12 protein-coding genes are annotated in these 15777 nt (G+C 70.2%); all 12 read right to left on the bottom strand.

The features are described 5' to 3' along the window. Positions 1–66 precede the first annotated feature (66 nt). Positions 67–282 (bottom strand): DUF6343 family protein, encoded by a 216-nt coding sequence (locus tag U9979_RS14910; RefSeq protein WP_322747347.1) that lies wholly within the window; start codon positions 280–282, stop codon positions 67–69. Positions 283–322: 40 nt separating this feature from the next. Continuing rightward, positions 323–1585 carry a serine--tRNA ligase gene (serS, locus tag U9979_RS14915; RefSeq protein ID WP_322779850.1) on the bottom strand — a complete coding sequence of 421 codons (1263 nt, stop codon included), beginning with the start codon at positions 1583–1585 and terminating at the stop codon, positions 323–325. 76 nt (positions 1586–1661) lie between these two features. Next, positions 1662–3104 (bottom strand): glutamate synthase subunit beta, encoded by a 1443-nt coding sequence (locus U9979_RS14920; RefSeq protein ID WP_322779851.1) that lies wholly within the window; start codon positions 3102–3104, stop codon positions 1662–1664. 68 nt (positions 3105–3172) lie between these two features. Then, positions 3173–7726, bottom strand: coding sequence for a glutamate synthase large subunit (gene gltB, locus U9979_RS14925; protein ID WP_322779852.1), 4554 nt, complete (start codon positions 7724–7726; stop codon positions 3173–3175). A gap of 180 nt (positions 7727–7906) precedes the next feature. After that, positions 7907–8872 carry a prolipoprotein diacylglyceryl transferase gene (lgt, locus tag U9979_RS14930; protein ID WP_322779859.1) on the bottom strand — a complete coding sequence of 322 codons (966 nt, stop codon included), beginning with the start codon at positions 8870–8872 and terminating at the stop codon, positions 7907–7909. Positions 8873–8917: 45 nt separating this feature from the next. Beyond that, entirely contained in the window at positions 8918–9718 is an 801-nt protein-coding gene (gene trpA / locus U9979_RS14935) for a tryptophan synthase subunit alpha (protein WP_322779860.1), read from the bottom strand. Positions 9719–9798: 80 nt separating this feature from the next. Continuing rightward, positions 9799–11046, bottom strand: a complete 1248-nt coding sequence (gene trpB, locus U9979_RS14940; protein WP_322779853.1) for a tryptophan synthase subunit beta — start codon at positions 11044–11046, stop codon at positions 9799–9801. A gap of 43 nt (positions 11047–11089) precedes the next feature. Next, complete coding sequence (gene trpC / locus U9979_RS14945; RefSeq protein WP_322747354.1) at positions 11090–11896, bottom strand: indole-3-glycerol phosphate synthase TrpC; 807 nt, start codon at positions 11894–11896, stop codon at positions 11090–11092. Between the two features lie 298 nt (positions 11897–12194). Next, complete coding sequence (locus U9979_RS14950) at positions 12195–12845, bottom strand: Trp biosynthesis-associated membrane protein (RefSeq protein ID WP_322779854.1); 651 nt, start codon at positions 12843–12845, stop codon at positions 12195–12197. After that, positions 12842–14350 carry an anthranilate synthase component I gene (locus U9979_RS14955; RefSeq protein WP_322747356.1) on the bottom strand — a complete coding sequence of 503 codons (1509 nt, stop codon included), beginning with the start codon at positions 14348–14350 and terminating at the stop codon, positions 12842–12844. The genes U9979_RS14950 and U9979_RS14955 overlap by 4 nt, the downstream gene beginning before the upstream one ends. Before the next feature lie 104 nt (positions 14351–14454). Next, positions 14455–14829, bottom strand: coding sequence for a phosphoribosyl-AMP cyclohydrolase (gene hisI / locus U9979_RS14960; protein ID WP_322779855.1), 375 nt, complete (start codon positions 14827–14829; stop codon positions 14455–14457). 23 nt (positions 14830–14852) lie between these two features. Next, the coding region (locus U9979_RS14965; protein WP_322779856.1) for an ABC transporter ATP-binding protein at positions 14853–15777 on the bottom strand (925 nt) is incomplete at its 5' end.

Genomic DNA, 15777 nt, shown 5'->3' on the forward strand with positions numbered 1-15777 from the left:
GGTCATTGCGGTCACGGGAACGGCAGTTTCCACCTACGGCCGACGGCCACAACATCGCCCAAGCCCTCAGCGTCGTTCCCGGCGCATCCGCCGGACGATCACGGTGAGGTCGACCACCGCCGTCAACGCAATCACGCCGAGCAGAACGGCCGGGACCGGCTGGTCGGAAACGGCGTAGTACACACAGGCACCCGCGCAGAACAGCAGCCCGAACAGGGCGAGAGTCAGGCGTAGACCCAACGCGCTGCGGGCGGGCGGGAATCCACCCGGGCCACCGTCCACTGCACCATCGCCCCTTTATTCCCGCCGCCCTGGGCCGGGGTCAGATGAGTTCGCGGTCGCCGAGATAGGGCCGCAGCACCTTGGGGACGCGGACCCGATGGTCGGCGGTCTGGAAGTTCTCCAGAATGGCCGCCAGCAGTCGGGGCGTCGCCACCGCCGTGTTGTTCAGCGTATGGGCGAACCGGACCCGCCCGTCGGCGTCCTTGTAGCGGATGTTCGCCCGCCGGGCCTGCCAGTCGTGCAGGGTCGAGCAGCTGTGGGTCTCCCGGAAGCGCGCCAGCGACGGGAACCACGTGTTGATGTCGTTCATCCGGAACTTACCGAGGCCCATGTCGCCGGTGGCACATTCCACCACCTCGTAGGCCAGACCCAGGGACTGCAGGACGTGCTCGGCGGTGTCGAGCAGTTCGGCGTGCCAGCGGGCGGACTCCGCCTCGTCAGCCGCGCAGATCACGAACTGTTCGACCTTCTCGAACTGGTGGACGCGCAGCAGCCCACGGACGTCGCGTCCGGCGCTGCCGACCTCCCGGCGAAAGCACGGCGAGATCCCGGCGTAGCGCAACGGCAGGTCACGCAGGGACAGCATCTCGCCCGCGTGCAGGCCAACCAGCGCGACCTCGGCGGTGCCGGCGAGATAGAGATCGTCCCCGGGTAGCTGGTAGATCTCCTCACCGTGGCCCGGCAGGAAGCCGGTACCGACCAGCGCCTCGCGCTTGACCAGCGACGGCACCGACAGCAGCCGGAAGTCCCTGCCCGCCAGCAGGTCCAACGCGTAGGAGTGTACGGCCCGCTCCAACAACACGAGGTCACCGGCGAGCGCGTACGCCCGCTCCCCCGAGGCGCCACGGGCCCGTTCGAACTCCGCCCAGCCACGCTTCTCGGCCAGCTCGACATGGTCGACCGGGGTGAAGTCGAACACCGGGCGGTCGCCCCAGACCCGGATGACGGTGTTCGCCGCCTCATCTGGCCCGACCGGTGCCCCGCTCCACGGAATGTTCGGTGTCGCCAGCAGCAGGTCGCCCAAGCGGGCGCCGGCGTCCTCCAGCTCCGCCCGGGTCCGGCGCAGTTGCTCGTCCAGGGCGCCGGAGCGTTCCCGCAGCCGCTCGCGCTCGGCCGCGTCCGCGGCCTTGAAGCCACCGGCGAGCTCCCGGCGCTCACGCTGGGCGGTGTCCAGCGCGTGCTGCAGGGCCCGTACGGACTGGTCGAGGCCCAAGATGGCGTCGACGTCGAGGTCCACCCCTTTGACGCGGGCGGCCTCCCGCACGGCGTCGGGATTCTCCCGGATGAACCGTCTGTCCAGCATCTGGCCTCGTCGCCCTCCAGCGGGATCCCTGCACGTCGCTGAAAAGCCTACCGCCCGCCTGGCCGACGCCCGACGATCACCGTCGGGTCGGGGTGATCGGTTCGGGGAGGTCGGTGGAACCACGCAGGTAACGGTCCACCGCCGCGGCGGCGGCCCGACCCTCCGCGATCGCCCACACGACCAGGGACTGACCCCGGCCGATGTCCCCGGCGACGAACACCTTCGCGACGGAACTCGCCCAGCCGGCGTCCCGGGCGACGTTGCCACGGGCGTCGAGCGCGACACCGAGCTGGTCGAGCAGGCCGGGCCGTTCCGGCCCGACGAAACCCATCGCCAGCAGCACGAGCTCGCACGGCAGCTCGACGTCGGTACCCGGCACCTGCTCCAAGCGGCCGTCGACCATGGCGACCTCGTGCATGCGCAACGCGCGAACCCGACCGGCGTCATCACCGAGAAAGCACTCGGTGGAGACGGCGAAGACCCGGTCGCCACCCTCCTCGTGCGCGCTGGACACCCGGTAGACGACCGGCCAGGTCGGCCACGGGTTCGCCGCCGGCCGCAGGTGCGGCGGTCGCGGCATGATCTCCAGCTGGTGCACGGACACCGCCCCCTGGCGGTGCGCGGTACCCAGACAGTCCGCGCCGGTGTCACCGCCACCGATGATGACCACCCGTTTGCCCGCCGCGTTGATCAGCGATTCGGTGCGGTCGCCCTGCTGGACCCGGTTCGCGGGAACCAGGTACTCCATCGCGAGGTGGACGCCGACCAGCTCCCGGCCGGGCACGGTGAGATCCCGCCCGACCGTCGAGCCACCGGCGAGCACGATCGCGTCATAGGATGCGCGCAGCTCGTCCGCGGTGATGTCCACACCCACGTTGCACGAGGACATGAACACCGTCCCCTCGGCCCGCATCTGCGCGAGCCGACGGTCCAGCACCTGCTTTTCCATCTTGAACTCGGGGATGCCGTAGCGCAGCAACCCACCGATGCGGTCGGCCCGCTCGTACACGACGACGTTGTGGCCGGCCCGGGTGAGCTGTTGAGCCGCGGCGAGCCCCGCCGGGCCCGACCCGACCACGGCGACCCGCTGCTCGGTGCGCGCGGACGGCAGGACCGGCCGGACCGTGCCGTCGGCCCAGGCCCGATCGATGATCGACACCTCGACCTGCTTGATGGCCACCGGATCATCGGAGATTCCCAGCACACACGCGGTCTCGCACGGCGCCGGGCACAGCCGCCCGGTGAACTCCGGGAAGTTGTTGGTGGCGTGCAGCCGCTCGATCGCCTCGCCCCAGTCAGCCCGTCGTACCAGGTCGTTCCACTCCGGGATGATGTTCCCGAGCGGGCAGCCGTTATGGCAGAAGGGGATGCCGCAGTCCATACACCGTGTTGCCTGGTGACGCAGGGATTCGACCGGGAACGGTTCGTAGACCTCGTTCCAGTCGGTGATCCGCACGTCGACGGGCCGGCGCGTCGGCAGCTCCCGGGGATGCTTGAGGAAGCCGATCGGGTCAGCCATGCCGCTCCTGTCGAATGATCGTGTCGGGGCTGCCGGGGCGTGCTCTGCAACACACCGTAGGACACCGGTCACGCACGGGACGCCGCCATGATCAGATCTTCGGCGGGCAGGCCGTCCTCCTCGGCCCTGCGCATCGCGGCGAGCACCCGCTTGTAGTCCCGGGGCATGATCTTGACAAAGGAGGACTGCTCAGTCTCCCACTCCGCGAGCAGGCCCGCCGCCACTGTCGACCCGGTCTCGCGCCGGTGCCGGGCGACCAGGGCGAGGAGCAGCACCCGGTCGTCGTCGTCCAGCGGGTCCACGTCGACCATCTCGGTGTTGATCCGTCGCAGGATGGGCTTGTACAGGAACGCCACGCCACCGCTCATCCCGGCCGCGAAGTTGCGTCCGGTGGACCCGAGGACGACCACGGTGCCGCCGGTCATGTACTCGCAGCCGTGATCGCCGACGCCTTCGACGACAGCGGTCGCACCGGAGTTGCGGACGCAGAACCGCTCGCCGACGATGCCACGGAAATACGCCTCACCGGCCGTGGCACCGTAGAGCAGCACGTTGCCGGCGACGATGTTCTCCTCGGCCCGCAGCGGCGCCTCCTTGGGCGGGAACACGATGATCCGTCCACCGGACAGGCCCTTGCCGGTGTAGTCGTTGGCGTCGCCCTCGAGCGTGAGGGTCACCCCGCGGGGCACGAACGCGCCGAAACTCTGGCCGGCCGAACCGGTGAACCGCAGCGAGATCGTGTCGTCGGGGAGGCCCTGCGCGCCGTAGCGCCTGGTCACCTCGAAGCCGAGCATGGTGCCGACCGTCCGGTTGACGTTGCGGATCGGCATCTCCAGCCACACCGGCCGACCGTCCTCCAACGCCCCCTCGCACAGCTGGATCAGGGAGTTGTCCAGCGCCTTGTCCAGCCCGTGGTCCTGAGCGGTCGTGCAGTGCAGGGAGCCACCGAAGGGCCGTTCCGGGGCGTGCAGCAGCGGAGTGAGATCCAGGCCGGCGGCCTTCCAGTGGTCGAGTGCGGCCCGCGCGTCGAGGACCTCCACGTGGCCGACGGCCTCGTGCAGCGTGCGGAACCCCAGCGCCGCGAGGTACTCACGCACCTCCTGCGCGATGAAGGTGAAGAAGGCCTCCACGAACTCGGGTTTGCCGGTGAAACGGGCACGCAGCTCGGGGTTCTGGGTCGCCACCCCCACCGGGCAGGTGTCAAGGTGGCACACCCGCATCATCACGCAGCCGGCGACCACCAACGGGGCGGTCGCGAACCCGAACTCCTCCGCGCCCAGCAGCGCGCCGACGATGACGTCGCGGCCGGTCTTGAGCTGGCCGTCGACCTGGACCACGATCCGGTCGCGCAGGCCGTTGAGCAGCAGGGTCTGCTGGGTCTCGGCCAGGCCCAGCTCCCAGGGGGCACCCGCGTGCTTGAGCGAGGTCAGCGGGGCCGCGCCGGTACCGCCGTCATGCCCGGAGATCAGTACGACATCCGCATGGGCCTTGGACACACCGGCGGCCACCGTACCCACGCCGACCTCGGCCACGAGCTTGACGTGCACCCGCGCCCGCGGGTTGGCGTTCTTCAGGTCGTGGATGAGCTGGGCGAGGTCCTCAATGGAGTAGATGTCGTGGTGCGGCGGCGGCGAGATCAGGCCCACGCCCGCCGTCGAGTGCCGGGTCCGCGCGATCCACGGGTAGACCTTCTGCCCGGGCAGCTGGCCGCCCTCACCGGGCTTGGCGCCCTGCGCCATCTTGATCTGGATGTCGTCGGCGTTGGCAAGGTACTCGCTGGTCACCCCGAAGCGGCCGCTGGCGACCTGCTTGATCGACGATCGACGAAGGTCGCCGTTGGCGTCCGGTGTGAACCGTCTGGCATCCTCGCCGCCCTCGCCGGTGTTCGACTTCGCCCCGATCCGGTTCATCGCGATCGCCAGCGTCTCGTGTGCCTCGGCGCTGATCGAGCCGTAGGACATCGCACCGGTGGCGAACCGCTGGAGGATCTCCGACACCGGCTCGACCTGGTCGATCGGAATCGGCGGGCGCAGGCCCTCGCGCAGCGAGAACATGCCGCGCAGGGTGGCGTTGCGCCGCGACAGCTCGTCGACGGTGGCGGTGTACTGCTTGAACACCTCGTACTGACGGCTGCGCGTGGCGTGCTGGAGCAGGAAGACCGTCTCCGGGTTGAACAGGTGCACCTCACCCTCGCGGCGCCACTGGTACTCACCACCGGTGTCCAGGTTGCGGTGGGCCAGCTCCGAGGCGACCGCCGAGTACGCCTTGTGGTGACGGGCTGCGACCTCGGCCGCGATGACATCGATGTCCACGCCGTCCAGCCGGGACGGCGTCCCGGTGAAGTAGGTGCCCACCAGCTGCTGGGACAGCCCGATCGCCTCGAACACCTGGGCTCCGGTGTAGCTGGCCACGGTGGAGATGCCCATCTTGCTCATCACCTTGAGCACGCCCTTGCCCAGCGCCTTGATGAGGTTGCGCTGGGCCTGGTCGCGGGTGATTCCGTCCAGGTCACCGCCGTCGAGGATGCTGTCGATCGACTCGAACGCCAGGTAGGGGTTGACGGCGGCCGCGCCGTACCCCAGGAGCAGCGCGACATGGTGAACCTCGCGTGCGTCGCCGCACTCCACGATGAGACCGACCTTGGTGCGGGTCTTCTCCCGGATGAGGTGGTGGTGGACGGCCGCGGTGAGCAGCAGGGAGGGAATCGGCGCCTTGTACCGGTCGGAGTCACGGTCGGACAGGACCACGACGCGGGCACCGTCCGCGATCGCCTCGCTGACGCCACGGCAGATCTCGGCCAGCCGCTCGGCGAGCGCCACGCCACCGCCGTCCACGTCATAGAGGCCACGCACGGTCACCGCCGCGAACCCGGGCATGTCCCCGTCGTCGTTGATACCGACGATCTTGGCGAGTTCGGTGTTGCTGATGACCGGGAACGGCAGATGTACCACTCGACACGATGCCGGCGACGGCGCCAGCAGGTTACCTTCGGGACCGAGCGTCCGGCCCAGGCTTGTGACCATCTCCTCCCGGATGGCGTCCAGGGGCGGGTTGGTCACCTGCGCGAACAGCTGGCTGAAGTAGTCGAAGAGCAGCCGCGGACGGCCCGAGAGCACCGCGACCGGCGTGTCGGTGCCCATCGAGCCGATCGGTTCGACACCGGCTCGGGCCATGGGCGCGATGATGACGCGCAGTTCCTCCTCGGTGTAGCCGAAGACCTGCTGGCGGCGGCGGACCGAGGAGTGACCGTAGACGACGTGCTCGCGTTCGGGCAGGTCGTCCAGGGCGATCAACCCGGCGTGCAGCCATTCCCCGTACGGCGCGGCGGCGGCCAGCTCCGACTTGATCTCCTCGTCGTCGACGATCCGGCCCTGCGCGGTGTCGATCAGGAACATCTTCCCCGGCTGGAGCCGGCCCTTCTGCACCACCTTGTGCGCGGGAAGGTCCAGGACACCGACTTCGGAGGCCATGACGACCAGGCCGTCGTCGGTGACCCAGTAACGCGACGGGCGCAACCCGTTACGGTCGAGCACGGCGCCGATGACCGTTCCGTCGGTGAACGCGATGGAGGCCGGGCCGTCCCACGGCTCCATCAGCGCCGAGTGGAACTGGTAGAACGCCCGGCGGGCCGGGTCGATCTCGTCGTGGTTCTCCCAGGCCTCCGGGATCATCATGAGGACGGCGTGCGGGAGGCTGCGGCCACCGAGGTGGAGCAGTTCCAGGACCTCGTCGAAGCTGGCCGAGTCGCTCGCGCCGTCCGCGCAGATGGGGAAGATCCGGTGCATATCACCGGGGATGAGATCGCTGGCCAGCAGGGCCTCACGGGCCCGCATCCAGTTGCGGTTGCCACGCACGGTGTTGATCTCACCATTATGAGCGACGTAGCGGTAGGGATGGGCAAGCGGCCAACTCGGAAAGGTGTTGGTCGAGAACCGGCTGTGCACGAGGGCGATCGCGCTGGCGAAACGGGGATCGTCCAGGTCGGGGAAGTACGCCGAGAGCTGATGGGTGGTGAGCATGCCCTTGTAGACGACGGTGCGCGCCGACAGCGACGGGAAGTACACACCGGCTTCGCGCCGCGCCCGCTTACGGACGCAGAACGCCCGCCGCTCGAGATCGAGCAGGTCGGCGGGCTCGGCGGCTTCGGCGGGTTCACCCGGACTGTCGACCCCCGCGGGCAGGCCAAGGAAGATCTGCCGCATCCGCGGCTCGACCTCGACGGCGGCCCGGCCAACGATGTGGCTGACCACCGGAACCTCGCGCCAGCCCAGTACCCGCAGGCCCTCCGCGCGGACGATACGGCTGATCGCCCGAACGGCATTGTCCCGGTCGCCGGCGACCTGCGGCAAGAAAGCCGTTCCCACCGCATACCGGCCGGGTGGCGGAAGCGGAAAGTCGACGACGTCGCGCAGAAAGGCGTCCGGAACCTGCACCAGGATGCCGGCGCCGTCGCCGGTGTCCGGGTCGCAGCCCGACGCTCCGCGGTGGTCGAGGTTGCGCAGCACGGTAAGGCCCTGTTCGACCAGCTCATGACTGCGTCGGCCACGGACATCCACGACGAAACCGACCCCGCAGGCGTCGTGTTCGAAGGTGGGGTCGTACAAGCCTTGTGCGATCAACATCCGGCGGGTCCTGTCCGTCTTCAGGGGTTCTCCGTGAGGCGGACGACGCTGTCCGGACGCGCCACCGTGACAGGGCAGTCCCGGCCAGGCGCACTAATGAGTGTGCCACGTACGCTCAGGATCCGCCGTGATCGCTCACGGCCCGGACCCGGATGTGGCCAACCGGGCATGAAACTATCCTCACCGGCCGCTCTGCGGTACCTCGCCGGGCACCGGCTGCGGGCCGAAGTCGGTAGCCGCGTCCAGCGAACCGGCGTCCGACGAAGCCGTGTCCACGCCCTGCGAACCGGCATCCGGGTCCTGCGAACCGGCGTCCGCAGTCAGCGGCCCCTGGGCCGGGCCCACGGTGGCCGGCGGATCGACCGGCCTGCGTAGCACCACCATGGCGGTCACCGCGACGACGAAAACGACGATCGACACCCAGTCGTTGAGCCGCATCCCGAGAAACGTGTGAGCTTCGTCAATGCGCAGGGCCTCGATCCACCCCCGCCCGGCGGTGTACAGCGCGACGTAGAGGACGAAGAGCTTCCCCCGTCCGAGCCTGCGGCGACGATCCACCCACAGCAGCACACCGGCGACGCCGACATCCCACAGCGACTCGTACAGGAACGTCGGGTGGTAGAGCGAGACACCGGCAACGAGCTGATGCCCCGGGTCGATCCGCACCGCCCAGGGCAGATCGGTCGCCCGGCCGTAGAGCTCCTGGTTGAACCAGTTACCCCAACGCCCGACGGCTTGGGCGAGCACGAGCCCGGGGGCCGCGGCATCCGCGAACAGGCCGAACGGCGTCCCGCGATGGCGGCAGGCCAACCACACGCCGAGCGCGCCACCGGCTACCCCGCCCCAGATCCCCAACCCGCCGTGCCAGATCTTGAACGCGTCGAGGGGATGGCCGCCGGCGCCGAAGTACGCATCCGGGCTGGTGATGACGTGGTAGATGCGCGCACCGACGATGCCGAACGGAACCGCCCAGGCCGCGGCGTCCGCGGCGAGGCCGGGCGGCTGGCCACGGGCCCGCAGGCGCCGGTCGGTGACGACAATCGCGACCAGGACACCAAGTATGATCATAAAGGCATAGGCCCGCAGCGGAATGGGACCCACATGCAGGACGCCCGTCGACGGGCTGGGAATCGCGGCTAGGACCACGGTCGCCAACGCTATACCCGACATTCCCGTACCCCGGCAGGGCGGCTACCCGGCCGCATCCCGGCCGACACCGGTGGCCAGAGCTGCCGCGAGCCGTCCCACCGCCGCAGCGGCGGTATCGGGATCATCGCCCGCACGGTCGGCGTCCACCAACACCTTCACCAGGGCCGAACCCACGATCACCCCGTCGGCGAAGCCGGCGACCTCCGCCGCCTGGGTGGGCGTGCTCACGCCCACACCCACACAGACCGCAGTGTCGCTGACGGCTCGAACCCGGCTCACCAGCCCGGCCGCCTGCGCACCCACCACCGACCGGGCGCCGGTCACCCCCATGAGCGAGGCAGCGTAGATGAAGCCCCGGCTGACCTGGGCGATCCGCGCGATGCGCGCATCGGAGGAGCTCGGGGCGACCAGGAACACCGGGTCGAGGCCGACCGCCGCGGTGGCGGCAAGCCACGGTTCGGCCTCCTCGGGGGGAAGGTCCGGGGTGATCGTCCCAGCCCCGCCGGCAGCCGCGAGATCCCGGGCGAACGCGGTGACCCCGTACCGCTCGACCGGGTTCCAGTAGCTCATGACCAGGACGGGGGCACCGGTGGCGGCCACCGCCTCCACGGTCGCCAGGACCTCCCGTGTCGTGACACCACGGCTCAGCGCGGCATCGGCCGCGGCCTGGATCACCGGACCGTCCATGGTCGGGTCGGAGTAGGGCAAGCCGACCTCGACGATGTCCACCCCCGCCTCGACCATGGCCCGCATGGCGCTGACACCACCGGCGACCGAGGGGAAACCCGCCGGCAGGTAGCCGACCAGGGCTGCTCGCCCCGCCCCGCGTGCCGTCGCGAACATGTCACTCAACCGGCTCCGCTCACCGCCGAGACGGCTCCGCTCACCTGACAGACTCTGCACAGCGCGTCCGTTCCGTCAGCTCATGAATGATCGAGAAGGTCGAACCACCGAGCCGCAGTGTCGACATCCTTGTCGCCCCGACCGGAGCAGTTCACCAACACGACCGCGTCGGGACCCAGCTCGCGGGCGAGGGCGAACGCGCCGGCAAACGCGTGCGCACTCTCGATCGCGACCAGGATGCCCTCCAGCCGCGCGACCGTCGCCAGCGCGTCCATGGCGTCATGGTCGTCAACCACCCGGTAGGTCGCCCGGCCGGTCTCGTGCAGCCAGGCGTGTTCGGGACCGATGCCCGGATAGTCGAGCCCGGCCGAGATCGAGTGCGACACCTGGGTCTGCCCGTCGGCATCCTGGAGGAGGTAGGTCCGCATCCCGTGCAGAACGCCGGGTGCCCCGCCCGCGATCGCGGCCGCGTGCCGTCCGGTCGCCACCCCGTCCCCGCCGGCCTCGACACCGACCAGCGCAACGGACGGGTCGGCGATGAACGGGTGGAATATGCCCATCGCGTTGGAGCCGCCACCGACGCAGGCCACCACGGCATCGGGCAGCCGCCCGATGCCGTCGAGGACCTGGCCCCGGGCCTCCACACCGATGACCCGCTGGAAGTCACGCACCAACATCGGGAACGGATGCGGCCCCATCACCGAACCGATGCAGTAGTGCGTCGTGTCCACCGAGGCCACCCAGTCCCGCATGGCCTCGTTGATGGCGTCCTTGAGGGTCTGGCTGCCCGAGGCGACCGCGACGACCTCTGCGCCCAGCAGCCGCATCCGCGCGACGTTGAGCGCCTGCCGGCGGGTGTCCTGCTCGCCCATGTAGACCACGCAGTCCAGGTCCAGCAGCGCACAGGCGGTGGCCGTGGCGACGCCGTGCTGGCCGGCACCGGTTTCGGCGATCACCCGGCTCTTGCCCATCCGACGGGCGAGCAGGCACTGGCCGAGCACATTGTTGATCTTGTGCGAGCCGGTGTGCGCCAGATCCTCACGCTTGAGCAGGATGCGGGCACCGCCGACGTACTCAGCCAGGCGGGTCGCGTCGGTGAGGGGGGTGGGCCGGCCGGCATATGTCGCGAGCAGCCGGTCCAGTTCCGCGGTGAACGCCGGATCGGCGCGGGCGGCTGCGTAGGCCGCCGTCAGTTCGTCCAGAGCGGCGAACAACGCCTCCGGCACGAAGCGACCGCCGAAACGGCCGAAGTGACCGGCGTTGTCAGGCACAGGGCCGCCCGGGACGACACCCTCAGGAGCGAACCCGACGGTTCCGGCGGTGGTCATCGTCTGACTGTATCGGTCAGCATCGGTCAGCCGCCTCTTTCGGTCAGCGCCCCACCCGGGTCGCCGGGTGGGCACCCGCGGTGACCAGATCCGCGACCGCCTGACGAGGATCACTCCCCGTCACCGCAGCCTCCCCCACGAGGACCGCGTCCGCTCCCGCCGCCGCGTAGGCGAGCAGGTCGTGCGGGCCGCGCACACCCGATTCGGCGACCTTGATGACCCCCGGTGGCAACAGCGGCGCCAGCCGGGAGAAGGTGTCGCGATCGACGTCGAGCGTCCGCAGGCTGCGTGCGTTGACGCCGATCAGACGCGCGCCCGCATCGACCGCGCGCACGACCTCGTCGCAGTCGTGCACCTCGACCAGGGCGGTCATGCCGAGTGACTCGACCCGATCGAGCAGCCCGACCAGGCGCGGCTGATCGAGCGCCGCCACGATCAGCAGAACGATGTCGGCGCCGTGTGCCCGAGCCTCGAAGACCTGGTACGGCGAAACGATGAAGTCCTTGCGCAACACGGGCACGTCCACCGCCACCCGCACGGCGTCCAGGTCTGCGAGCGACCCGCCGAACCGGTGCCGCTCGGTCAGGACGCTCACCGCCGCCGCGCCCGCAGCCTCGAACTGCGCCGCCAGCGCCGCCGGATCCGCAATCGCGGCAAGATCGCCCTTTGACGGTGAGCGACGCTTGACCTCGGCGATCACCGAAACGGCCCGGGTGCGCAGCACAGCGAGCGCGTCCCTGGGATCCGGGACACGCTCCACCCGCCGTTTGAGCGTCGCCAGGGAGACCACAGCCTCGCGTTCTGCAAGATCCGCCCGTACCCCGGCCAGGATGTCGTCAAGGACGCTCATCGGCCGGTACCCAGGGCTGTCGCAGCCATGGCGCCGATGTTAGGCCAGGCATCGGCCAGCGGCATCAGACCCCCGTCGACGACGGCCGACCGCCACCCTCGGCGATTGCCCTTCGGTTGACAGAAGCCGGAAACGCACCGACTTGGGCCAGCTGGAAAGCCCTCCCGCGTCGGGCATGCCCGCTGCATGTGCACGTATCGTGATTGTCCTGTCGTTGTCCTACGCTGCCGATTGCTGCCGAGGGTGCGGCGGACCAACTGGGCCGCGCCGGGCCGGTCCGCCGACGAACAGCCGCCGGTCACGTCGGGTCGTCGCCCCGGTCGATGGCCTCCCAGGCGTCGACCGGTCGGGCGGCCGCCGTCTGATAGCGGGGGGACAGCGCCGACCACGTGTGCCCCCGCAATGCCACCAGGGCGCCGCCGAACGCCAGCAGTACTCCTCCGCCGGTGGCAAGCCACGGCGCGGCCGTACTCCGAAGGTCGCGCAGATCAGCGGTGAGGCTCGGGGCGATCTGGCGCACCTGCGAGGCGACGCGCACAGCCGGCAGCGGGTCGGCGGCGATCCGGCCCGCGACGACGGCGACCACGACCCCGGCCAGCAGAACCGGCAGACCGACCAGTGCCCGCCCCCGTCGCCTCGTGGCGGCGATCGCGACAACCCCGGCCAGCCCGACCAGACCCAGCCCGGCCACGGCCGGGGCAAGATCCGAACCGGACAGCCGCACCGCGAGCGGCGCGGCGGTGACCGGTTCCCCGGCCACGGCCCCGTCCGCGACACGCAGATTCACCCAGGTCGCGCTGACGGTGAACAGGACGAGCGCGGCGCCCAGCAGGCAGCAGAGCACCGCCGCAGCCATCTCCCCGCGTCCACGGCGGCCGGTACCCGTACCCCCGTCCGTGGCCGTACCCCCGTCCGTGGCCGTGGCGACGGCCTCCTGCTGATCGGTCATGTCGGGAGGCGCAGCGACTCGGCGATCTCGATTGCCCGCAGCACCGCCGCCGCCTTGGTGCGACTTTCGTTGTTCTCGGTCACGGGCACGGAATCGGCGACGATGCCCGCGCCGGCCTGTACGTAGGCCCGCCCGTCCCGCAGGACAGCGGTCCGGATGGCGATCGCGGTGTCCAGATCGCCGCCGAAGTCCAGATAACCGACCACGCCTCCGTACAGGCCCCGGCGGGTTGGCTCAAGCTCATCGATGATCTCCATCGCACGCACCTTGGGCGCACCGGTGAGGGTGCCCGCGGGGAACGTCGCCGTGAGCACGTCAACAGCCGACCGGTCCTGCGCGACCTCACCGATCACGGTGGAGACGATGTGCATGATCTGCGAGAACCGCTCGACCGCGGCGAACTCGACCACCCGTACCGAGCCCGGCGTACAGACCCGTCCCAGGTCGTTGCGCACCAGGTCGACGAGCATCACGTGCTCGGCCCGCTCCTTGGGATCGGCCAGCAGCTGCGCCGCGAGCTCGGCGTCCTGTTCGGGTGTGGCGCCACGGGGACGGCTGCCGGCGATCGGATGCAGCAACGCGTGCCGGCCCGTCACCTTCACATGCGCCTCCGGCGACGATCCGACGACATCATGATCATCAAAACGGAGCAGGTACATGTAGGGACTGGGGTTCGAGGCCCTCAGGACCCGGTAGATGTCGAGGGGCGCAGCCGCGGTCGGGCGCTCGAAGCGCTGGGAGACCACGATCTGGAAGCACTCGCCGGCCCGGATCTCCTCGATGGCGGCTTCGACGGCAGCCTCGAAACGTTCCGGAGCGGTACGCGAGGCAAAGCCTGCGAGCGAGAGATCGGCGGGCGCCGTGGTGGTCGCGACCGTCGGCTCGCTCCACTTGCCGAGATCGGCGGTCATCGCCTCGAGGCGGTGCACGGCGTCGTCGTAGGCTGCGTCCGGGTCGCCGTCGCCGCCGGTGAACACGTTTGCGATCAGCAGGCAGGAACCGTCGCTGTGATCGAGTACCGCAAGGTCGGCGGTCAGTATCATGCGCAGCTCGGGCATGCCCAGGTCGTCCACGCAACGGGACGGGAGCCGTTCGACCCGCCGGACGATGTCGTAGGACAGGTAACCGACCAGCCCGCCGGTGAGCGGTGGCGCATCCGGCAGCTTCGGAGTGCGCAACGCCACCTGCACCGCGCGAAGGACGTCGAGCGGGTCCCCATCGGTGGGAACACCCGGCGGCGGCTGGCCGTCGGTCCAGACGGCCGATCCGTCTCGTTCGGTGAGGGTCGCCGCGGCCCGGACACCGATGAACGAATACCGCGACCACACCCCGCCGTGCTCGGCGGACTCCAGCAGGAACGTTCCCGGCCCCCCGGCGAGTTTGCGGTAGACCCCGACCGGGGTCTCACCATCGGCGAGCAGGCGGCGTGTCACCGCGACCACCGGGTACTCGGCTGCGAGCGCGTGGAAGTCGGCCCGGCCCGGGCTGACCTCGCCTGTCGTCACGACTCGGCTCCCCTCACAGGTTCCGTGGCAGGTTGCATGGCAGGTTGGGTGGCAGGTTGGGTGGCAGGTTGGGTGGCAGGTTGGGTGGCAGGTTGCATGGCAGGTTAGGTGGCAGGTTCCGTGGCAGCGGCCGGCAGGCTGCGGTTGTCGAAGCAGGTTCGGCGCCCGGTGTGGCAGGCCGGACCGTGCTGGTCCACCTGGACCAGCACGGTGTCCCCGTCGCAGTCGAGGGAGACCGACCGAACCAGCTGGCGGTGGCCGCTGGTGTCCCCCTTGACCCAGTACTCCCGGCGGCTCCGACTCCAGTACGTGGCACGCCCGGTGGTGAGCGTGCGGTGCAGGGCCTCGTCGTCCATCCAGCCGACCATCAGTACCTCGCCGGTGTCGTACTGCTGCGCGACCGCCGGGAAGAGACCGGCCGGGTCACGCTTGAGCAGACCGGCGATGGCGGGGTCCAGACGGGACGCGGATGCGGGCACGAGCCCATTGTGCCGTGCGCCGGTCAGGTGAGGTCCCCGTCAAGGTCATGGGCCACGCCCGCCGTCCACGAGGCGTGCAAGCGCCGATACACGCCGGGGACACCGACGAGTTCGGCGTGGGTCCCCTGCGCGACGATTCGGCCGGCGTCGACGACCACCACCAGATCCGCAGTCTCCGCCGTGGACAGTCGGTGGGCGATCGTGACCGATGTCCGCCCCCGGGTCAGCGCGACCAACGCGCGGGCGAGCCGCACCTCTGTCGCCGGGTCGACCGACGATGTCGCCTCGTCAAGGACGAGGAGGTCCGGTGCGGCGACGTGGGCGCGGGCGACGGCGACCAGTTGACGTTCTCCCGCGGACAGCGAGCTCCCGCGCTCGCCGACCCGGGTGTGCACACCGTCCGCCAGCCCCGCAACCCAGTCCGCCAGCCCCAGCGAGGTGAACGCGGCCATGACATCGGCGTCGGAGGCCTCCGGACGCCCGTAACGGACGTTGTCCGCGATGGTCAGATCGAACAGGAAGCCGTCCTGCGGGACCATCACGACTCGCCTGCGCAACGACGCGAACCGCACCTGCTCCACGGGCACGCCGCCGAGCAGCACCTGACCGACGGTCGGATCCATCAGCCGGGTCAGCAGCTTGGCCAGGGTGGTCTTGCCCGATCCGGTCTCGCCGACCACGGCGACCCTCGTCCGGGGCGCGATGTCCAGGTCGACGGCCGCCAGGACGAGCGGTCCCCCCGGATAGGCGAACCCGACACCGTCGAAACGCACTCCGAGCGGGCCTGGCGGAAGATCCAGTCCGCCGTCGGGGCCCGGGTCACGCACGTCCTGCGGCGTGCCCAGAACGTCGAGCACACGACGCATACCGGCGAGGGCGTTCGCTCCCTCGTTCAGCACCTCGGTCAGGGTCTGCAGTGGCACCACGAACAGTGTGACCAGGAACAGG

The organism is Protofrankia sp. Cas4, assembly GCF_963555915.1.
Taxonomy (GTDB): Bacteria; Actinomycetota; Actinomycetes; order Frankiales; family Frankiaceae; genus Protofrankia.